The sequence below is a fragment of the Pseudodesulfovibrio thermohalotolerans genome, from assembly GCF_021353295.2.
Classification (GTDB): domain Bacteria; phylum Desulfobacterota; class Desulfovibrionia; order Desulfovibrionales; family Desulfovibrionaceae; genus Pseudodesulfovibrio; species Pseudodesulfovibrio thermohalotolerans.
Genome location: NZ_CP120635.1, coordinates 1,533,936 through 1,555,101, shown reverse-complemented (window position 1 = coordinate 1,555,101; position 21,166 = coordinate 1,533,936). Strand labels below are relative to the sequence as shown.

General features: G+C 60.9%; 21 protein-coding genes. 2 read left to right on the top strand and 19 right to left on the bottom strand.

Annotated features, from left to right (window positions below; translation table 11 throughout):
• Positions 1-14: 14 nt before the first annotated feature.
• The 18 genes from LF599_RS07230 to LF599_RS07145 all read right to left on the bottom strand — a co-directional run bounded on the left by LF599_RS07230 (position 15) and on the right by LF599_RS07145 (position 17,793).
• The gene (locus LF599_RS07230) at positions 15-152 is read right to left on the bottom strand and encodes a hypothetical protein (RefSeq protein ID WP_279522829.1); all 138 of its coding nucleotides are present in this window, start codon (positions 150-152) and stop codon (positions 15-17) included.
• Positions 152-1,033: a formate/nitrite transporter family protein gene (locus LF599_RS07225; RefSeq protein WP_279522828.1), complete on the bottom strand. Its 882-nt coding sequence runs from the start codon at positions 1,031-1,033 to the stop codon at positions 152-154. Before LF599_RS07225 ends, LF599_RS07230 begins: the two co-directional genes overlap by 1 nt.
• 393 nt (positions 1,034-1,426) lie before the next feature.
• Positions 1,427-3,541, bottom strand: coding sequence for an FAD-dependent oxidoreductase (locus tag LF599_RS07220; RefSeq protein ID WP_279522827.1), 2,115 nt, complete (start codon positions 3,539-3,541; stop codon positions 1,427-1,429).
• Positions 3,542-3,565: 24 nt separating this feature from the next.
• Positions 3,566-4,141: an electron transport complex protein RnfA gene (locus LF599_RS07215; protein WP_279522826.1), complete on the bottom strand. Its 576-nt coding sequence runs from the start codon at positions 4,139-4,141 to the stop codon at positions 3,566-3,568.
• A 3-nt stretch (positions 4,142-4,144) separates the two neighbouring features.
• Positions 4,145-4,834 (bottom strand): electron transport complex subunit E, encoded by a 690-nt coding sequence (locus tag LF599_RS07210; protein WP_279522825.1) that lies wholly within the window; start codon positions 4,832-4,834, stop codon positions 4,145-4,147.
• A gap of 10 nt (positions 4,835-4,844) precedes the next feature.
• The gene (rnfG, locus tag LF599_RS07205) at positions 4,845-5,414 is read right to left on the bottom strand and encodes an RnfABCDGE type electron transport complex subunit G (RefSeq protein WP_279522824.1); all 570 of its coding nucleotides are present in this window, start codon (positions 5,412-5,414) and stop codon (positions 4,845-4,847) included.
• Between the two features lie 2 nt (positions 5,415-5,416).
• Positions 5,417-6,388, bottom strand: coding sequence for an RnfABCDGE type electron transport complex subunit D (locus LF599_RS07200; protein WP_279522823.1), 972 nt, complete (start codon positions 6,386-6,388; stop codon positions 5,417-5,419).
• A 47-nt stretch (positions 6,389-6,435) separates the two neighbouring features.
• A complete protein-coding gene (locus LF599_RS07195; RefSeq protein WP_279522822.1) occupies positions 6,436-7,581 on the bottom strand; it encodes a 4Fe-4S dicluster domain-containing protein in 1,146 nt (381 codons plus the stop codon).
• Positions 7,582-7,584: 3 nt separating this feature from the next.
• Positions 7,585-8,043, bottom strand: a complete 459-nt coding sequence (locus LF599_RS07190; RefSeq protein ID WP_279522821.1) for a cytochrome c3 family protein — start codon at positions 8,041-8,043, stop codon at positions 7,585-7,587.
• Between the two features lie 653 nt (positions 8,044-8,696).
• On the bottom strand, positions 8,697-9,740 hold the full coding sequence (locus LF599_RS07185) for an FUSC family protein (protein WP_269941148.1): 1,044 nt from the start codon (positions 9,738-9,740) through the stop codon (positions 8,697-8,699).
• A 121-nt stretch (positions 9,741-9,861) separates the two neighbouring features.
• Positions 9,862-11,208: a sigma-54-dependent transcriptional regulator gene (locus tag LF599_RS07180; RefSeq protein WP_279522820.1), complete on the bottom strand. Its 1,347-nt coding sequence runs from the start codon at positions 11,206-11,208 to the stop codon at positions 9,862-9,864.
• On the bottom strand, positions 11,208-12,698 hold the full coding sequence (locus LF599_RS07175; RefSeq protein ID WP_279522819.1) for a PAS domain-containing sensor histidine kinase: 1,491 nt from the start codon (positions 12,696-12,698) through the stop codon (positions 11,208-11,210). Before LF599_RS07175 ends, LF599_RS07180 begins: the two co-directional genes overlap by 1 nt.
• Positions 12,699-12,830: 132 nt before the next feature.
• Complete coding sequence (locus LF599_RS07170; protein ID WP_279522818.1) at positions 12,831-13,517, bottom strand: hypothetical protein; 687 nt, start codon at positions 13,515-13,517, stop codon at positions 12,831-12,833.
• 4 nt (positions 13,518-13,521) lie between these two features.
• A complete protein-coding gene (locus LF599_RS07165; RefSeq protein ID WP_279522817.1) occupies positions 13,522-14,799 on the bottom strand; it encodes a sulfite exporter TauE/SafE family protein in 1,278 nt (425 codons plus the stop codon).
• 60 nt (positions 14,800-14,859) lie between these two features.
• Positions 14,860-15,243, bottom strand: a complete 384-nt coding sequence (locus LF599_RS07160) for a response regulator (RefSeq protein ID WP_279522816.1) — start codon at positions 15,241-15,243, stop codon at positions 14,860-14,862.
• Positions 15,240-15,650, bottom strand: a complete 411-nt coding sequence (locus tag LF599_RS07155; RefSeq protein WP_319023435.1) for a response regulator transcription factor — start codon at positions 15,648-15,650, stop codon at positions 15,240-15,242. Before LF599_RS07155 ends, LF599_RS07160 begins: the two co-directional genes overlap by 4 nt.
• 3 nt (positions 15,651-15,653) lie before the next feature.
• On the bottom strand, positions 15,654-16,085 hold the full coding sequence (locus LF599_RS07150) for a response regulator (RefSeq protein WP_279522815.1): 432 nt from the start codon (positions 16,083-16,085) through the stop codon (positions 15,654-15,656).
• Complete coding sequence (locus tag LF599_RS07145; protein WP_279522814.1) at positions 16,078-17,793, bottom strand: sensor histidine kinase; 1,716 nt, start codon at positions 17,791-17,793, stop codon at positions 16,078-16,080. The genes LF599_RS07150 and LF599_RS07145 overlap by 8 nt, the downstream gene beginning before the upstream one ends.
• A gap of 554 nt (positions 17,794-18,347) precedes the next feature.
• Between LF599_RS07145 and LF599_RS07140 the strand changes: the two genes are divergently transcribed.
• Both LF599_RS07140 and LF599_RS07135 read left to right on the top strand, forming a co-directional pair.
• Positions 18,348-18,731, top strand: coding sequence for a response regulator (locus LF599_RS07140; protein ID WP_279522813.1), 384 nt, complete (start codon positions 18,348-18,350; stop codon positions 18,729-18,731).
• Between the two features lie 117 nt (positions 18,732-18,848).
• The gene (locus LF599_RS07135) at positions 18,849-19,874 is read left to right on the top strand and encodes a glycosyltransferase family protein (RefSeq protein ID WP_279522812.1); all 1,026 of its coding nucleotides are present in this window, start codon (positions 18,849-18,851) and stop codon (positions 19,872-19,874) included.
• Here the strand turns inward: LF599_RS07135 and LF599_RS07130 are convergent.
• Positions 19,841-21,142, bottom strand: coding sequence for a glycosyltransferase family A protein (locus LF599_RS07130; RefSeq protein WP_279522811.1), 1,302 nt, complete (start codon positions 21,140-21,142; stop codon positions 19,841-19,843). The two genes, LF599_RS07135 and LF599_RS07130, sit on opposite strands and share 34 nt — an antisense overlap.
• Between the last annotated feature and the right edge of the window lie 24 nt (positions 21,143-21,166).

The window sequence follows — 21,166 nt, the reverse complement described above, 5'->3', positions numbered from 1 at the left end:
ATGCCCGGCGAGCCCTATTCGAGCTTCTCCGGCATATTTCCCGGATAACCGGGATATCGCCGCGCGAACAGGCGCACGACAATCCATACGCTGACGACAAAAGCCAGAAACAGCCCCCATACCACGGGGTTGAAGGGAGAATAATCCATCATCACAACTTCCCCATAAATGAGGTTTTGCTCCTGTATATCATCTCGACTCGCTTCGGATTGGACACCAACTGAAACGGGATGCCCACAAACAGAATCCCGCCCACGATGTTGCCGAGGAGTGTGTACAACTGGTTGTGCGCCCATCCGTATTGGCCGAATCCCCAATGCAGGATCACGGGCGCGGCCAGCCCCATCCGCCCGGCGGCTTCCAGAAAGGCTTCCTGCTGAAACAGAGGCAGGGCCAGGAAGCCTATGTTGGCGATGCAGTGCTCGGTCATGCCCGCCACGAAGGCCAGCGGACCATAGGCGGCCATGGCGATCCTGGCCATGTCCCCCTCGGCTTTGACGAACAGAATGGCCGCGGTCTGGAGCATCCAGGTACAGACGATGCCCATGACGAAAATTTCGATCGCTCCGTATCCCGTCTTGGCCACGGCTATGGCGTGTGACTTGGCCATCCAAGGCCAGGCCGCATAGGCGCCGCTTTTGCCGATGAGCCACATGAAAAACATGGAGCCGATAAAATTGCCGATGTACCCGAGGAGGATGCCCCACATGAAGCTTCCCCAGGTGATGCGTTTGTGAAAGACGCCGACGATCCCGATATACATGTCGGCCGTAACCAGGGTCATGCCGGACATCATGATGATGACGAGGGAGAACATGAAAACCAATCCCATAAGCAGATTGGCCAGCCCGGGAGCAAGATTCTCACCCACTCCCGCCGAGACCGACAGGGCCAGGGTCGCGCCGAACACGACCATCGCACCGCCGGCAAACGAGGAAATCAGGAAAGCCAGCGGGCGTTTTCCCACCATATCCCATTTGTAGGTGCAGATATCGGCGACGCGTACCACCAATTCGTCGAGATTGGCCGGCATATGCCCTCCCCTTGCCATGATCGAGACGAAACACGAGCGACGCAACAGTCCTGCTTGAGACAATACCCCAAACAAAAGGGCACGACCACTTTTTTTGAACATATGATAATATGTCTATTATATCAGCGGATGAGACGGCACTCGGACCGAACCGGCGTTCCCGCCGTCCGCTCACCCTGCGCGGCGCGGCAAAAAAGGCTCTCCGCAAAAACGGCAAGGGGTTGCAGCGGCATGGCTGCAACCCCTCTTGTAAGCGCCCCGAGTCGGCGCTTCCGGCATGTTCGGGATGCCGGATTCCCGTCAGGCCTGACCTCCTCGCACATCCGGCTGGCTGCTACCGGACGCACGGCCAAGCCCACACGCCGCTCCTTTCAAGCGGCCGATCAAGGCAGCCTACTCCCTGCCCGAAGCGCAGATCAGCTTGACGTCGTCGTCCAGGGTGTACTCGGCCCCGGCGTCGGCGTCATAGCAGGTCAATCCGCATCGCAGGCAGCGGCTCGCCTCTTTTCTGGCCGCCTCATAGGTGATGGAACCGGCCACTTCCTCCCTGAAGGTATGCCTGCGCTCGTCCATGCTAATCAGGGGGATTTGCACCCTGGGAATGGAATAGGTCACACGCATATCCTTGAGGATCGTCTCCGGGATGACCTGGACTTGCTGGTTGTCCGGTTCCGGCACGGTCCCCCGGGTCACATGGAAATGGATGGAACGAGCTGCGCGGCGTCCGTCCGACACCGCATGAATCAGGATATTGCGGCCCGTATGGGCTTCGCCTCCCGCGAACACGTTGGGGATGTCGGTTTGCAACGTGGTGGGGTTCACGCTGATTCCGCCCGTCTTCCTGTCCATCCTGAATAAGGGATTGCCTTCGGCGTCGCGCAAAAGGCTGTCGTCCACCACGCGGTCGGTGGCCGCGATGACCAGATCGGCCGCGACGAACGCTCGGGTTCCGGCCACGGGCTTCGGATCGCCCTTGGCCTTTTCCGGGTCGTCGTAGGCCAGGTCGCAATAGTTCACGCCCCGCACGGCTCCGTCTTGCGCCTCGATGCCGAGCGGCGCGGTCAGGTAACGAAGATCCGCGCCGATCTCAAGAGCGCGCAGGACCTCATCCTTGTTGGCGGACATCTTGCGCTGGATGCTCGGCACCAGAGCCACGACCTCGGCACCAAGACGTGCGGCGGACCGGGCGACGTCCATGGCGGTGTTGCTGCCGCCCACGACCACCACGGTCTTTCCGCGCAGGTCGGTGTATTCGCGGCCCACGCCGTACAGGAACGAGACCGCGTCCAACACGCCCTTGGCATCATCATTCTCGATGCCGAGCGGCGGCACCTTCCACGCGCCGGTGGCGATGAAGACCGCTTCGAACCCTTCCCTTTCGAGATCGGCGAGGGTCACGTCGCGGCCGAAAGCCACGTTGGTGCGGGCCTCCACGCCGAGGTTGAGAATGGTCTGAACCTCCCAATCCACCACCTTCTTGGGTAGGCGGTATTCGGGGATAACGCCGCGCATCATGCCGCCGATATGGGCGCGCTTCTCGAAAATGACCGGCTCATGCCCCACACGGCGCAGAAAATAGGCGCAGGACAGTCCGGCCGGACCGCCGCCGATGATCGCCACCCTGTGGCCGCTCGGGGGATTGCAGTGCAGGGGCACGCGAATGCCCGACCGCATTTCCCAGTCCGCAGCGAACCGTTGCAGGGTATGGATGGCCACGCCCTCGTCCACGATCTTGCGGCGGCAGATGTTCTCGCACGGGGCCGGACAGATGCGGCCAGCCGCCAGGGGCAGCGGATTGTGCTCCTTGATGGTCAGAAGCGCGCCGCGCATGTCGCCCTGCCGAAGCTGCTGGATATAGCGGCGCACATTGATCTGAGCCGGACACTTCTGCATACACGGAGCGAGGCAGTCGTCGGTCTGGTTAAGGTGAAGCAATACGCTGGTCACGCTGGATATGCGGATGGCCCCGGTGGGACACGCCTCGGCGCACTTGCCGCAGGACCGGCAGGCGTTCCAGTCCACCACGGGCAGCCCCGCGCCGCTCAAACGGATGGCGTTGAACGCGCAGACCTTCACGCAGGTGCCAAGCCCGATACAACCGAGGCCGCACGACTTTTCGCCTCCGTAGAGCAGGGCCTCGGCGCGGCAGTCCTCCACGCCCTTGTAATCGAAAAGCAGGTTGGCCCGGGAGCCGCCGCTACAGATATTCGTGGCGACCTTGGGCTCCTTGAAGCTCACCTCGGAACCGATGATCCCGGCGATGCGCGCCGAAACCTCCTGATTGGCCGCCACGCAGACCTCGGGCGGTGCCTGGCCGTTGACTATTGCGGCCGCAGCGGCGGAACAGCCGGGGTAGCCGCACCCGCCGCAGTTGGCCCCTGGCAGGCAGGCTTCCACCCGGGCCACGCGAGGGTCCTCCTCCACGCGGAGGATTCGGGAAGCGACGGCCAGAATGGAAGCGGCCGAGAACCCCAGGAAAAACAGAACCAGTATGGATGAGGGTACCATAATCGCGTCCTTGAGCTTGTTCGTTTATGCGGCCATGCCTTGAAAGGCGAGAAAGACCAGGGACATGACACCCGCCGTGACCAGGGCCACAGGAATGCCCCGGAAGACGACGGGCACCGGGGAGAGGTCCAGCCGCTCCCGGATGGCGGAGACGATTATCAGGGCGATGAGAAAACCGATCCCCGAAGCCAGGGAAAAAGCCATCGCCTTGACGAACGAGTACTGGTTGCGCTGGACCATGATGGCCACGCCCATGACCGCGCAGTTGGTGGTTATCAGAGGCAGGAATAGCCCGAGGGAGGCGTGCAGCGGCGGCACGGCCTTCTTCAGGAACATCTCCACGAACTGAACCAGGGAAGCGATGACCAGGATGAAGACGATGGTTTGCAGGTAGCCGATGCCGAAGGGCGTCAGCACATACCGTTGCAGGGGCCAGGTGAATGCCGTGGCCATGAGCATGACGAAGATGACCGCCGCGCCCATGCCGAAAGCCACGTCCGTGGATTTGGACGTGCCCATGAACGGACAGGTACCGAGATATTGAACCAGAACGATGTTGTTGATGAAGATGGCCGAGATGAACAGCATGAAGTATTCCATGGCCTACTCCTCCCTCTTGGCCGTTATGCAGAGGTTGCACGACGCGCAGGAGGCGCAGGCCGCGTTCTGCGGCTCGGCGGCCGGTTCGCCCTTCCTGCGGCTCAAGTGGCGGTTGAGGGCGTTCATGCCCGCCAGGATCACGCCCAGGCAGACGAACGCGCCCGGAGCCATCACCAGGAAATGTGCGGGCCTGAATGTCTCCCAAACCACCGGGACGCCAAAGACGGTGCCGCTGCCGAGCCCCTCGCGCAGCGCGCCGAGAATGGTCAGCGACAGCGTGAAGCCAAGGCCCATGCCGAGCCCGTCGGCGATGGACGGCAGTACCGGATTCTTGGAAGCGAACGCCTCGGCCCGTCCCAGGATGATGCAGTTGACCACGATGAGCGGCACGAAGATGCCCAGCTTCTGGTACAGGGAGTATGTGTACGCCTGCATGAGCAACTCCACGGCCACCACCAGGGATGCCGCGATGACGATGAAGCAGGCGATGCGCACCTTGGCCGGAATGACCTTCCGCATCGCCGAGATGATGGCGTTGGACAGAGTCAGGACGAAGAGCACGGCCACGCCCATGCCGAAACCGTTCTCCGCCGTGGAAGTGACGGCCAGCGTGGGACACAGCCCGAGCACCACCCTGAACGGCGGCAGCTCGTCCCACAACCCCTTGAGAAATTCCTTTTTGATGGAACTCATGTCTCGCTCCTTAGGACGTCGGCCAGAGGTCGGCGATTTGAGGCTTGATGTCCCTGTAGACGTCGAGCGCCTTGCGCACGGCGTCCACCGCGCCGGAGGACGAGAAGGTCGCCCCGGCCACGGCGTCGATGTCGCCGTCCCTCGAACTCAGCGCCATGGCGTCAAGCCCGTGGCCCCTGAACTGCTTGAGGAAGGCGGGCTTCATGATCCGGGTGCCCACGCCCGGCGTCTCGGTCTGGGTGGTGACCCCGATGCCGATGAGCCGATCCGCGCCAAGGTCGAACCCGGTCATGACCCCGATGTCCCCGGAATAACCTGAAGCGAAGGTCTCGAAGGCCACGCCCACCAGCCTGCCTTCGCGCCGGGCCGGAAACACGGTGACGCCGCCCACGGTCCGCCGTTCGGCTATGGGGTCGTTATCGCACCCTTCGAGCACGGCCATGAGGGCCGGTCCCTGGACATTGACGAGCACCTGCTGCTCTATCCTCTCCCGGGTGGCCTGCTTCAGGTTGACCAGCAGAGTGCCGGAAGCGGCGCAGATGAGCGACAGGACCACGACCATATTAACTATTTCTCGCATGGCTATCTGACTCCGAAGTATTTGGGACGAAGGCGTTCCAGCAGCGGACTGAGCAGGTTCGCCACCATGATCGCGAAGGGCACGCCGTCGGGGTATACCCCGTGGGCGCGGATGACCACGACCATGGCTCCGGCAATAAGCCCGAAGACGATCTGGGGAATCTTGCCGACCGGGCTGGACGCGGTGTCCGTGGCCAGGAAAAACGCCCCGAACATGGTGCTGCCCGCCAGCAGGTGAAACACCGGGTCGGCGTAGACAGTGGGATCGATCAGCCGGTACACGGCCGCCGTGCCCGCAACCCCGGCAAGGAAGCCGAACGGGATGAACAGGCGAATCCAGCGGGCGGCGAGAAGAAAGAGGCCGCCGACGGCCACGGCCGCGACCTGGGAAGAGCCGAGCCCGCCGAGCTGCCGTCCCATGAACAGGTCCATGTAGTCGAACTGGCCGAGGCTGCCGACCCCGAAGTACATGAGCTGGTCCACCGGGCTATTGGCCATGAATCCGGCCAGGTTCAGGTCTATGTCCATGGCCTCGGGCCAGGAAAAACGGCACACGGCCCATGCCACCAGCGGAGCGCAGACAGGGTTGCACCCGAACCCGCCGAACACGGCCCGGCCCAGGGCTATGGTCAATGCGCCGCCCATGGCCGCCAGCCACCACGCCGCGGTGGCCGGGAGCAGGAAGGCGAACAGCACCCCGGCGTACAGTGCCGAATAATTGTCCACGTCCACATCCCGCTTCTGAAGGCGCAGACACGCCACCTCGGTGAGCACGGCGGCGGTTCCGGCCATGCCGACCACGGACAACGCCCGCCAGCCGTACATGACGGCCGCCATGGCGGCAGCCGGAATCAGGGCCAGCAAATGGGCCTGCATCATGCCCTGGATGGTCCGCCCGCTCCGCCAATGGGGCGGCGGTGAAACCGTCAGCCGAAGGGAGATGTCGGACATCGCTTTGAGTATGGGAGGATTCATATGCTTCTTCCTTGTTTGATCGAACATCTTGTCCGCGGCGGAACCGGCTAGGACCGCGTCTCCCGTCCCTTGGCCAGAATCTGCGCCTTTGCGAAACGGATGTACTGGAGCAGCGGCCGCCTGGCGAAACAGTTGAAGGCGCACAGGCCGCACTCGAAACAACTGTTCAGGCCGTATCGAACAGCCTCATCGAACCGCTCGTACTCCGCGCAACGACTGATGAGATGCGGCTGAATCCTGGCGGGGCATTGCAGAACGCATTCGCCGCAGTTGATGCACGCCGCATCCTGCACCGCCGGGATGGAGTCCGAAGAGGTGATGAACAGGCCGTGGTCGCCCTTCTTCACCCCCTGGTCCAGGCTGTAGATCGCCTCGCCCCTAAACGGCCCGCCCAACACGACTATGTCGCCGGGGCCGGCGGCCATGTGCAGGGCGTCCAGGATGTGCCTGACGGGCGTGCCGATGGGCACTCGATAGTTGTGACCGGCTATGCTCATGAGGGTCTCGGTGATAGGCAACCCGGTCAGGACCACTTTGCCGAGATCATACAGATCCATGACGTTGACGACCCTGACGTCCTCGGGGAATTCCCTGCCGGTGACGGCCCGGACCACCAATGCGTCCAGGGAATAGGGATACTTCGCCTTGACGCCCACGGTCTCTGCGCCGGGGATGGAGGTCTCCTCGCCCTTGGGCACGGCCAACACGGTCCGGCCCGGAGAAAGCAGCCTGCGCGCCATTTGCAGCCCGGCATGAATCTCTTCGCGTCCGTCGCGCAGGAGCTGCTGAGCCACGGAAATGCCGGGTTCCGGGTTCTGGCCGTTGACCACCAGGACTTCGGCCCCGCCCTTGAACAGGGCCGCATCCACGCCGAGCCCCTGCAAGGCGCGCAGAAGCTCCAAGCCCTTGCCCATGGTCTCCACGTTCACCGGGTCGACGGTCTCTTCCCCACCCGAGCATTTGACGGTCAGGCTGTGGTAGTTGACGCCCGAGACCTTGCCGCACGCCGACGCGTGGAACGCGCCGACGCCCTTGGACGGATGTTCGGCGACGATATCACCCTTACGCAGCACGGCTCCCTTGCCGACCTTCAGGACGAGGTTGCGCACATTGACATGCAGCTCCTTGGGGGGCCGCATTTCCCGGATGGAATTGGCCAGCTCGGAATCAAGTGGATAGCGAATCTTGAGCATGGATTACCTCGCGTGACACCGGGTGCAGGAATCTTCGTCAAAGGGGCCGCCGTTCGACTCGTGGCACCCTCGGCATTGAGTATGAAAGGCATCGCCTCTGACGGGAATGAATTCCACGTCCGGCAACTCGTCTAAAGGGGGTGGCCCGTCAGGAACGTCAACATGGCAGCGGGGACAGGTCTCCCGGCCGAAAAACGCCTTGGCATGGCCGAGGCGAAACTCCTCGCCGAACTCCGCCGGATGGCATCCCCCGCATTCCAGACGAGCTTGGCCCTCGACGTCATCGTGATGGCAGTCGTCGCAGTCCAAGCCGTAGTCCTCGGCATGGACCCCGTGCGTGAAAATGACCCGGCCGCCAGTGTTGTCCAGAATGCACCGGGTGGGCGTCTCCCGTTTTTCCACGGGAATGGCATACCCGGCCACCGCGCCCGCAAACAGGAGCGCAACCACTGTGGAAATCATGAAGTATCTGTTTTGCAACTGGTCAATCCCCGTTCGGATAAATGGTTTCAAGCCCTATTCGACGGCGTTCTTCCGCCCTTTTCAGGAAATCCCGCTCTCTCGGCCCTGAATTGATTAATCAATCAAAATCCAAAAAGCAGGAAACATGCCACGAAACCAACGAGTGACCGCAGACTGACTCATTCAATTAATACATTGAAATACAAAACTATTTATTTGCAAGAGGCATCGACAACCCATTGCACGTAATCGTGCAACAACCTGTTGAATCCTTGAATTTTTCAACCCGGCGGAGAGCAACCAAACCACGCTGAAATGCCGGAGCACATGGCTCTTCGCCACTTTGCGCAAGGCTTCGCCACTCCCATGATCCATATATCGGTACACCGTACCACTATATTGAAAAAATATACCCATTATCGGACGATCCGCCCGGATGTCGGAGGCTGAGTCACGTATCACGCAACCATGAAATCGAACTCATTGCGCGAAATAAACTGGCCATTTCCCGAACGGATCGAACATATTCCGCCTGTCGCCTACCCTATCCCTAGACGAAACGATCGCGGACGCTCCAGACTGCCTCAGACCACAAAAAAGGAGTATGCGGAAAGCTCCGCATACCCCTTTCCAACTTCGGCTAGTTGGCTCGATTACTCGGGTAACTGCTGCTTGTTCAGGACCAGCAAAAGGAATTCGCCGAGGTGCTGGGCCGTGTTGATGAAGCTCATGACCTGGAAGTAGCGGCGAACGTCGAATCGCTCGATGACGCCTTCCTCGCGCAGCTCGATGAACCGCTTCTCCACCGCATCCACGGACCGGGCCAGATGATGGGAATCGTATTTCTCGCCCCGGCCGATGGCGCGCAGGGCGTCGGCGATGTCCTGGCCCAGCCGGGTAAGCTCCGGGGCCATGATGATGTCAAAACCGTCGCCCTCCACTTCGTTGAGCAGATTGGGCGCGGACTGAATCCGTTCGACCACGGAGTTGAGCGTGTTGACCTGAAGGCCGAGCAGATCGATGTCAGCGCGGAAGACGCGCCGTTCGGTGGCGTAAATTTTGTTGTACAACTCCCGGTTGGCCTGAACCTCGCGGGCCAGATCAAAGAACAGGTCCGGATCGGTCTTGCGCTGTTGATGCAGGAAATTGTCCACGAGCAGCAAGAAATTGTCGGCCACCTGATCGTATTGGGTGCGCAGCCGCTCAAGCAGGACCGATGCGGTTCTGTTGGGCCACACGACCACCGAAACAACGAAAGCGCAGAGCACACCGATGCCGATCTCCGCCACCCGGAACAGGGTGTATTCGATGCGATGCTCCTCGAACAGGCCGGACAGGAAGACGATGGCCATGGTGATGGCCGCCATGCGGTAGCGCGCATCATAGCGCGTCAGGTAGGCGCAGGTGCCCGTGCCCAGGAATATTGCGATAAGGGTATAGATCGGGGTGGGCGGAAAGATGAGGATCATCAGGATGCCCATGCCCGCGCCGATGGCCGTGCCGGTAAACCGGTACAGGCACATGTTTATGGAATCGGCCACGTGCATCTGCATGACGATGACCGTGGTGATGACCGCCCAGTACGCGTAAGGTACGCCGGACCAGCCGGAGACCACATAGGCCAGGACGCTGGCCAGGCCGACCTTCATTCCGTGCCGGACATGACTGCTGATGATTTTTCTTAAGCTGAGAGCCATAGTGCCCCTGGGGAAAGGGTTCATTGTCGGCCTTGCCCGCCCAAACGGACAGATCGACACCGACCGGCCCTTTCGCATATGGACCGGCTCGGGTCAACCCCAAAGGTTCACACCGGAAAAACTACCGTTCCGACTTGGGCATCTCCTCGACACGCTTGAGCTTTTCTCGCAGGGTCTTGCGATTTATGCCGAGAATTTCGGCAGCTCTGGTCTTGTTGTGGCCGGTCATGACCAGGACGTTGCGGATATGTTCGAGTTCAACCTCCTCCAAAGTCCGGTTGACGCTGCCTTCCCGCGGCAGGCTGAAACGCATGGTATCGGGCAGATCGGTGATCTCGATGGTATCGTGATCCACGATGACCACGAGCCGCTGGATGAGATTCTCAAGCTCGCGGACATTGCCGGGCCAATCGTGCCGACGCAGGGCCTGTAACGCCTCGTCGGAGAGGGTCGGCGGCTCGCGGTGCATGGCGCTGGAAAACTCGGCCAGGAAGTGATTTATGAGCACGAGCATGTCATCCCCGCGCTCCGACAGGGGCGGCACATTGATGTCAATGACATTGATCCGGTAGAAGAGGTCCTCGCGGAAGGAGCCCTCCTTCACCATACGCCGAAGGTCCTTGTGGGTGGCGGCCAGGATGCGCACATCCACGGTCTTGACGATGCTCGACCCGACCTTGCAAAATTCCTTGGACTGGAGGACGCGCAGCAGCTTTGCCTGCATGGTCGGGCTGGCGTCGCCTATCTCGTCCAGGAAGATGGAGCCGCCGTTGGCGATCTCGAAAAAGCCCGCCCTGGACTCCTTGGCCCCGGTGAACGCGCCCTTGACGTGACCAAAAAGCTCGCTCTCAACGAGGCTGTCGGGAATGGCCGTGCAATTGACCGGCACGAAGGAAGCCGTCCGACGGTCACTGTTGTAGTGTACGGCGCGGGCGACCAGTTCCTTGCCGGTGCCGGACTCGCCGATAATGAGCACGTTGGCGTCCGAGGCCGCGGCTTTGCCGATGCGCTGGAACACGTGCTCCATTTCCGGGGAGGTGCCGATGATCCCGAAGTTGTCGGGCGGCGTATCCGCCGATGCGAGCACCCGCCTGCGCTGGAGCCGCTCCACGATGCGCCCCACCGACGAGAGCAGCTCCTCGGTGGTGAACGGCTTGGCCAGGTACTCCCCGGCGCCGTCCTTGATGGCTTCCACCGCTCCAGGAATGGACGGATAGCCGGTTATCATCATGATTTCCACGTCCGGCAGATTGGCCCGCACGTGCTTGATAAGGTCGAGCCCGGAGGCGACGGGCATACGATAGTCGGTAATGACCAGATCTATGACGATATCCTCAAGCAGGGCCACGGCCTCGTCCACCCTGCCGCAGGTAAAGACCTCGTAACCCGCAGGTTCGAGGTTGCGCTTGAGAACCTCAAGGGTGGACTTGCTGTCGTCCACCGCCAGAATGCGGATACGTTTATTCATCAATCATCCTCCGTGCAGCACAGATGGCAAGGCAATGCCACCTCCACCCTGGTACCGGCGTCGGGCGCGCTTTCCACCTGTATCAACCCGCCATGGGCCTTGACTATGCCGTGTATCACGGACAGTCCCAGACCCGATCCCTTGTCCACGTCCTTGGTGGTGAAAAACGGAGTGAAGATCATTTTGAGCACGTCCGGGGTCATGCCCGGTCCGGTGTCCTCCACTATGAGATAGGCGTCGCCATCGTGACTGACCGTCCGAATGGTCACGGTTCCACCCTCGGTCATGGCCTGAATGGCGTTGACGACCAGATTGACCACAACCTGCTTCATGTGTTGCGGGTCGGCCAGGATTCTGGGCAATGTCCGGTCAAAATCCCGAACGATTTCTATGTCCCCGCGCCTGGCCCCGGACTCGGTGATGCGCAGGGCCTGCTCCACGGTATCGTTCAGGTCGATGAAAGTCGGCTGGGGCGGCAACTGACGCCCGAAAAACATGAGCTTGCGGATGATCTCCCGCGCATGGAGGGAGGAATCCACAATATTATTCAGATCGGTGACCACCTGCCCGGGCAGCTTCGGAGTCTGCAGGGCAAGCTCGGCGAACCCGAGAATATTGGCAAGGGGCTCGTTGATCTCATGGGCCACACCGGCCGAGAACTGCCCGATCTTGGCCAGCCTGTCGGACTGCCGCAACTGCCGTTCGAGTTCCTGTTTGGCCAGCCGGGTCTCCCGCTTGGACACGAGGATCATCACCTGCTGAACCACGGTGGAGAAAAGGTCGCGCTCGTCCTCTATGAAGCCGGGCCTGGCGGCGTCATCGCGCACGGCCACGCTCAGGGAGCCCCGCTTCTCGTTGTTTACCACGAGGTCGGACTTGAGCATGTGGTCGCTGTCCTCATAGCCCGGAGTCTCGTAAATCTTGTGTCCGAGCCGAAGACGGGCATAGGTCATTTCGGGATTCTGGAAGGCCGAGGGAAGCAGGTCCACCACCTGCCGCAGGAGATCATCCATGGACCGATGAATCTCGCCCATAAGCTGGCTCAAGGAATAGAGGCAGCTCAACTCCTTGTTGCGTTCGAGCAGGGTGAACCGCTCGCGCAGGAGCCCCTTCTCGCGCAGGACCAGGTCGGTCACGTCCTGCCCAACGCACAGCAGGCTGATTATCTCCCCGTTGGAGTCGGTCAGCGGCTTGAGGTTCCAGTTGACGTAAACCGTGTCGCCGTCCTTGGCCCGGATGCGACCGGCAAAAGCGGTGATGCCCCTGCCCGGCCCCGCCGCGCTTTCGAACAGGGCGCGGCGTGCCATCTCGCGCTCGTTCCTGGGTATGAAAACCTCGAACCAGTCCCTTCCGGCCAATTCCCGTAGGTTATACCCGGAAAGCTGTTCCAGTTCGGAGTTGCCGTGAATGATCCCCCCGTCGAGGTCGAGCGTGACCACGATGCCGTGGGTCAGCTCCATGACGGTTTCATAGTAATTCTGGAGATTCATGCACGAGTCCTCATTCAGAGAAAATACAATCATTTCGGTCAGAAGTAAATCCTTTCGTATATCAGGGCGCGGTCCGACGGCCGGGAAACCGCCGGACCGCGCTGGGCTAGGGTATGTTGCGCATTCCGAGACCTAGTGGCTGAGCTTGAGCCCCCACCCCTCAAAGAGGAAGAGGATCGCGAACCCGTACCACAGGGTATAGAGCACATAGAAGATCAGGGAGAAGGAAACCAGAGCCAGATCCTCCGTGATATGCTGAGCGTCTATGCCGTAATAGTTGTAGGATGCCTCGATGGCCTTGGTCTGAACCGTACCGGCCATCTTGGCCGCTTCGAACTCGCCCTGCGCCTTGAGGACCTTGTCCATCAGCTTCAGGGAAGTCCACCAGTTGAACAGCGCGCGGCGCGGATCAATGGGGTACTTGGCCTTCATGGCGTCGCCGTCGTTGTCGTACATGAGCTTGGCATCGTCCAGGCTTGCGTCGAGAATGGCGCCCAGGGAGCCGGTAACATGCAGGGTCGAGCCTTCAAGGGCGGCCGTAGCCCCGGCCTGAGTGAACAGGGCCGCCGACTGCGAAGCTTCCGCCTCGGTCTTGTACGGCAGTATCAGGTCAACGCTTTTGTCTTTATAAGGCGCTGTTTCCGTCTTCAACTGCCCCGAGTAGTCAATGGAGCCCTTGGAGATGGAGTTGTACAGGTGATCCAGGAACTGCATGGCGTTATGCCCATGATAAATGGGCTGGAACATCATGAACAAAATGACGAAGAAGACCGCCAGCAGGGCGGCGCCCCCATAGAATTCCTTCTTATTGTAGATCATGGCGTTAGGCCTCCTTTCTCTTGAGCTTGGAAATATTCATCAGGAATGTCCCCACCACCCAGACGGAGAACCCGCCGATGACGATGAAGAACGCCCAGATGCCGATGGTGTTGAGTATATCGCCCGTTCCCGGCGAAAGGGAGATAACCTCCATTTCGGCCAGCTTGCCCGGCAGCGCGAAGATACGGTTCATGAAACCGGCCAGCACCGCCATGGCGTAGAAGCCTCGAATGGTGATGCCGGGCACGATCTTGGTCACCAGGGCGCCAATCTGGATGCCCAGCAGCGAGCCGATGAGCATACCCATGGCCAGGGTGTAGAAGATGAAGCCGTAGATGGCGTACTGGGTGATGGACGCGAAACCGGCGGTAAACACGATCTGGAAGATGTCGGTGCCAACCGTGGTCATGGAGGACACGCCGAGCACGTAGACGAAGATCGGGAAGGTCAGGAAGCCGCCGCCAACGCCCATGATACCAGCGGCCAGGCCGACCAGAGCGCCGGACAGGACCAGGAATATCCAGGAGATCTGACGGCCGCCGGCGACCAGGTCTTGGTCGAACTTGATCATGGGCGGGCACTTGACGTCCTGCAGGTTGCGGCAAATCGCACCGAGTTCGGCCCCTTCCGCGCCGCCGTGAGCATCGCCGCCGTGGGCGGACTTGCGCGAACGCAGGAAGTCGGTCAGGGCGTAGAAGCCCAGGAAGCCGAGCATCAAGGAGTAGACGGTGGTGATGAAGGCGTCACTCAGAATCGGGTTGATCTCATACAGCACGCGGTTGATAACACCGCCTGCCGTGGCCCCCAACACGGCGCCCACCAGGAAGACAACGGCCAGGGACACGGACACGTTGCCGAGTTTGCGGTGAATGACGCTGCCCATAATCGCCTTGGCGAAAATGTGGAACAGGTCGGTACCAACGGCCAGGATGCCCTTGATGCCCGCCGACATGAGCGCCGGGGCGATGATGAAGCCGCCGCCCGCGCCGATGCAGCCGGTAATGAGGCCCGCGCCAACGCCGATGGCGATGGAAATCAGGAAAATGCCCAGGCTGTAGAATGCCGGGCTGTAGGCTTTCTTTCCGCCGAGCAGGTCGGGCAGGGCCGGGCCGATGTCATCGGCGAAGGCCACGCCGATCAGGATGATGGGAATTATCATCAGCCCGATGAGCAGGAGTTTTTTCCGGCTGCTCACGATGGACTTGGCGTTTTCGATCTCCCATTGGGCAAGGGCGCCTGCCCCAGCCATCATGAAATTACCCCATTGCTTGAAAAATCGCATGATTATCCTCGCTTCCTCTTGTTTTGTTCTACCTGTCCGAAGCACCCACCCACGGGCCGATCACTTCGAATTACTTCTTTTTCTCATGGCCGCATCTTCGATCTTGCGAACCAGTTCCTCCACATCCGCCGGCTTCATGAGGTAGTCGAACGCCCCCATGGCCAGACTTGAAATGACAATGTCCGTATTGGCGTGGGCGGTCAGCATGACCACTTCCACGTCCGGATGCTGCCGCTTGATGGCGCTCAGGGTCTTGATGCCGTCCATGCCCGCCATCCTGACATCGAGCAGGACCACGTCGAATGCCTTCGAGCCCATAATCTCCAGGGCTTCCGCCCCGCCGCCGGCCGTCGTCACCGACAGTCCGCGACGATCCAGCCGCTTGGCCAGGGCATCGGTGTACCCGGCCTCGTCGTCAATGAGCAGCACCCTGATCCGGTTCACGCCCGCACCCTCCCCGCGCACACTTCCAGCGCCTTGGCGAGCAGTCTGTCGAAATCAACGGGCTTGGAGAGATAGCCCGCCGCGCCGAGCTTGATACACTCGTCGCGCGCCTCTTCGCTACCGTGGCCGGTCAGCATGACCACAGGCATTTCCGGAGCCATCAGCCGGAACACCTTGAGAATCTCGATACCGCTCATGCCCTGGAGCTTGAGATCCACAATGGCCGCGTCGAACTCCTCGCGACGAAGCAGGCGCACCGCCTCGTCGCCGCTGGACGCCGAAGCGGCGTCCACACCGCGCCGGCGCATCCGTTTGCACAGGACCTCGGCAAACCCGGTCTCATCGTCCACGATGAGCAGGCGCATGTCCCGGCTGACGCCGTTTTCGGTGTTCTTGGCCTTGTCCACGGCTTACCCCATGCGCCCGGCGATGTTGCTTAGCCGGGCCTCGACGGCCTCTTCCTCGCGCTCGTTCTTGAGCTCCACGGCTTCGGCGATCTTCTGATTCAGATCCTCGAAGCTGCACGGCTTCATCAGATAATCAAAGGCCCCGTGCTGGATGCCCTCGACCGCCGAGGGGACCGTGGCATGGCCGGTCAACATGATGACCTCGACCAGGGGGTGCGCCTCCTTGATCTCCTGCAGGACCACCAAGCCGTCCTTGCCGGGCATCTTCATGTCCAGGATAACCACCTGGATGTTCGGATGGTCCGCCAGCCGGACCATGGCCTCGTCACCGTTGAAAGCCTGAAAAACGGTCATGTTGCGCTTTTCGAGCCGCTTGGCCATGGTCTCGACGAACCCCCGCTCGTCGTCCACGATCAAAACAGTGGCATCAGTCATCTTGATTCTCCTGTCGCGTTTCAGGTTGCCATGAGGGCGACGGCATCGGCAGCCGGATGGTAAACCGCGTTCCCACGCCCACTGTGCTTTCCACATCTATCTCACCACCCATCTGGTGGATTATTCCGAAACATATGGACAATCCCAGGCCGCTCCCCTTGCCTACGGGCTTCGTGGTGAAGAACGGATCAAAAATCCGGCCCAGATTCGCGGCGGGGATGCCGGGACCGGTATCCCCCACCGTGATGACCGCCTGGCCCGTCTCCATGAAGCAGGAGATGGACAGCTTGCCGCCCTCGGGCTCCATGGCCTGGATGGCGTTGTTCACCAGATTGAGCAGCACCTGTTGCAGCTCGGTGGCCGACGTGCTGATGCGGGGCATGGACTCGTCCAGATCGAGGTCGAACTCAACCTGGGCGAACCGGGCCTGCTGCATGGAAATTTCGACCACCTCGCGGATAAATTCGGGCACGGACATCTCGATCACGCGGGAGTCGGTCTGCCTGGCGAAACTCAAGAGCTTGTGGGTGATGTCCTTGCACCGCCGCCCCTGGTTGCCGACCTGGGTGAGCGCCCGCCGTATCTCGGCATAGGACGGCAGTTCACGGCCCTCGTCCTCCATGAGATCGCCGACCCAGCCCGCTTCCTCGATCATGATGGCCACGGGATTGTTGATCTCGTGAGCGATGCCCGCGGCCAGCTCGCCGATGGCCGCCAACTTGCCGGTCTCGACGATCTGCTTGCTCATGAGTTCGGACTCCTGGTCTATGGCCTGGAACCGAAGCACGAGCTTGCGGGAGATAATCAGAGCCATGGCCACGATGCTCACGCCGCCGATGAGGAAAATAATCAGGGTGACGAACTCGGTGCGGGTCATGGCCGAGAAGGCGTCGGAAGCCTTCTGCTGATAGATCAGCTCCCATCCCCCGCCCTTGATGGGCGCGGACACGGTGATATAGTTATCGCCCTCGCCGTCAAAGGATTCATAGATGGAAACGCCGGCAAGGGATTCCAGCCGGGTGAGTTCGCGACGCGGAGTCAATTCCAGGTCCTGGTTACGCTTGTCCTTGGGGCGGGTCTGATACACGCCCCGGCTGTTGACGATGTAGGCGAACCCGGTCTCGCCGATGTGGAGGTTGCGCACCAGGGAACTGAAGGACAGAAAATCGATGGTCGCGCGCAGGGTCCAGCGGTCTTCGCCCTTCCCCTGGCTGATGGAGATGATGAAGTGGGGAGACTGGCGCAAGCCCTCGAAAACGTCGCTGATGATGGCGTCGCGTTCCTTGGAGTTGCGAAACCAGTCGGCTTCTGAATAGTCCGCGCCGTACAGGCTGAACGGCCCGGCATAGGCCACTTGACGGCCCTGGCTGTCGACTATGCCCAAATCCACGAAGATGCGGCCGTATTGCTGCTGCATCCCGCGCAGGGCCTTTTCCAGACGGCCCGGGGCTGTCAGGTCTTCGAAGGAGGAGGTCCGGCTGATGTATTGGACCTCGGTGAGCTTGTCCCGAAGAAACGTATTGATGTTGGCCGCGTGTTTGTCCACAACCTCGGCCAGATGGGCAAAAACCTTCTCAGTATATATGGAGCGGAACTGGTGGAAGAGAAGGCCGCCCACCAAAATGAGGGGGGCGAAGGACACCGTGATAACTGTCAGCGATAGATTTCGCGACAGGTTGTCGTATGATGACTTCTTCTCAGGATGCATTCCCTCAACTCCCGATTGCAACTTCCGGCTTCCCGGCCGTACCTCACGGCCTCTCCATGGTGCCCATGAGCAAACCGTGTGCCATCCAGAATCAAACAAAGACGGACGGCCCGAGAACGCCAAATCGCTCTTATTAACCGAAATATATACTTTTTATACACACCATCCCATAGCGACTTTCTCCGCCTTCGAGCGAAACCCAACAGCCGTTTAATACCTTCATCCATGGCATACACCACAAAAGCGGTACATTTTGCCCCAGTGGTACATAATGAACCAATACCCCTTTCCTCCTCTCAAGCCCCCGTATGAGGGAACGCCTGCCACCTCCATAGCACACGATGGGTAAAAACGCCCCACTTTTTCAAACATTCCCCTGAATAGCCTAGGTATTTTTTTGCATGTCCCAATTGGAACAAACTGGTTACTTACGTACCATAAGTATTTAATTATATGAAATTACTGTCCTTCTTTTAACCTCGACAAGTGGAGAAAAAAGTATCAAGACGTGTTGGGCTTTCAGTCGCTGGCATGTTCATTGTAAGGAGAAGAACGTGATAAAAGACACCAAGACCGCAACAATTCACATCCTGATCGTCGACGACGAGCCCGACTTCGCGTCCACGCTGGCCAAACGGCTGGCTCACCTCGGAGCGCGGGCGGCCACGGCCGCGAGCGGTGTCGACGCCTATGCCGTGCTGGAGTCCTCCCCCGTGGACGTGGTCCTGCTGGACATGAACATGCCCGACCTGAATGGACTGGAGACCCTCAAGATCATTCGCAAGAACTTTCCCCGCGCCAAGGTCATCGTGCTCACGGGAGAAGGCGACATGAACCGGCACATGCAGTCTCTCGAAGCGGGGGCCTTCGACTACCTGCTCAAGCCCGTTCCGCTGGAACAGCTATGGGAACGCATCCAGGACGCCATACGAGCGTAGGAATGCCGGGCAAAAACCCGCCCGAACCGACCGCCATGGGCACGAACCACCCAAAAGAAGAAGAATATAGAAAGATAGGCCAAGGGATGCACAGCAGCCCCCGGCCATGGAGTTCTCTTGAATATAGCCGTTTTGACTTTCGACAGCCCGGATTCCGCCTGTGCCCGATACCGGGTCCTGGCACCACTTCGCCATGAATCCGTGAAGGTGAACTGGGCCGTTCGCAAACAGGGTGAGGATCACGCCGTGAATCACGACGCTCTGCTCAAGGCCGACGTCATCCTGGTGCAAAAATTCTTTCCCCTGGACTTTACCGAGGAACTGCTCGACGCCTGCTTCAACAGCGGAAAGCCGGTCATCTACGAGACGGACGACCTGCTCCAGGCCATACCCGAGGAGAACCCGCAACACGACCTCGCCCGCCGCACCTTGCGGACACTGGACAAGATCGCACACCGCTTCGCGGCCATCTCCGTCCCCACCCGTGCCCTGGCGACGGCCTTCAAACGCCGTAACGCCCGCGTGGCGGTCACGCCCAACAGACTGGACACGACTCTGTGGGCCCCCTCGGAACCAAGGCAGGATGGAACGCCCGTCCGAATCCTCTATGCAGGCACTCCCACCCATTCGGCCGACCTCGAAACCCTGCGGGCTCCCCTGTCCCGCCTGCTGGACAAGTACGGAGAGGCCGTCGAGCTGACTCTGTTCGGCTGCTCTTCCCCCTCCATTGAACGACTGGCCGAAGTGCGCATCCTGCCCCCGACCGAAAATTACGCGGCCTATGCCGAAGCCATGAATAAGCTTTCCTTCGACATCGGCCTCGCTCCACTGGAGGACTCCCTGTTCAACCGGGCCGGGAGCCATGTGAAATGGATGGAATACGCGGTACGCGGAATCGCGGGCGTTTTCAGCGACCTGCCGCCCTACGCCTGTGTGCGCCACGGCCGGACCGGCCTGCTGGCCAACTCGCCCCGGACATGGCTTGACGGTCTGAAAACCCTGATCGAGAACCCCGGAGCGCGGACCCGGATGGCGTACAGCGCACAGGAGGAAGTCCTGTCCGACCATGCCTTGGCCGACGACACGCCTAGCGAATTGCTCGCTCTGTGCTACGAATTGTCGGGCAACAATCCGGATTCCTGAAACCGTTCGCGTCTCGCCGCCAAATCCGCCCGCACCGAAGCGCGTTGTATCGCGCACAGTTCGGGCAGGACGGGCGCATGGCGTTCCTCTAGGATATGACGGTGCATTTCGCTCCGGGCGGCCGCGCCTTCCGACAACTTCAGGAAATGCGTGGACTCCCGCAAATGAGTGATGCGGACATCGCCCAGATAGGCGGCGAGCTTGCCCTGGCGGAGCCTGCGCAGGTCGAGATCTAGGTCATCGAACTGGCTGGGAGAGAAAAGCAGATCGAAACCGCCGCTCCCGGCCAGGGAATCCGTTTCGAAGAGATGGCAGCAGCCGGTTACCGAGGCCGCATAGCGACGATAGCCCAGCAGCGACTCGGCCATGACCTCCACGCAGGGTTCCTGTAGTGAGACCCGTCCTCCCCTGCGCGCCGCCTCATCCGGCGGAAGCAGGAAGCCGTCGCCGTGCTGAACGAGACTCGGCGACCGCACGTCCGCGACACGGCATCCCCACACTCCGGCTTCGGGAAAATCCTTCACGCCCGCGGCCAGCCCAGCCAACCAGTCGCACGGCACGAGCACATCGTCGTCCAGGTAGACGATCCAACGCGCCCCGTCGCGGCGGGCCGCGTCCAGCAGCCAATTGCGCGCAGCGGGCGCGCCCACATTCACGGGCAGGGCGACGATCTCCATGTTGCCGCCGAACCTGTCGCGCGCGGCCTCGGCCACGGCCCGGCTGTCGTCGGTACTCCCGTTGACCAACACACGCACGGTGACGTCGCCGACCTCGGGACCGAGATTCGAAGCCAGCACGCTCTCCAGAGTCCGCCCCAGTTCTTCAGCTTTGTTATAGGAATATATGGAGACCGCGCACTTGCCATCCAGCCTGCCGTTGCGGCCGGGCGGGAAAACCAGGCTGTCAAAATACAGCAAGGCCGTGACGTGTTCCGGAAAATCCTCCAAAACCCTGCCGAGCAACCGCACGGCACCGTCTGTATTACCCGCTGCGGCCCGGGCCGATGCCAGGCGCAATCCCCATCCAGCCAACCCATACAACGCGACGGCCCTCTCCAATTCCGCCACGGCCCGGTCGTATCGTCCCCCGGCCAAACAGACGTCCGCAAGCAACAGCCGTCCCACCTCCGGGTCCGCCGGAACCACATGCCGTTCAAGAAAATCGACCAGCCAATCCCATTGCGAAAGCAGCCCTTGCAACTGAACCGCCTGAGCCACCAGGGGAAGTCCCGCGCCCTTGGCAGCCTCGCTTTCGAACCAGGCCGCCATACGAGAAAAATTCCCCTGTGCGAA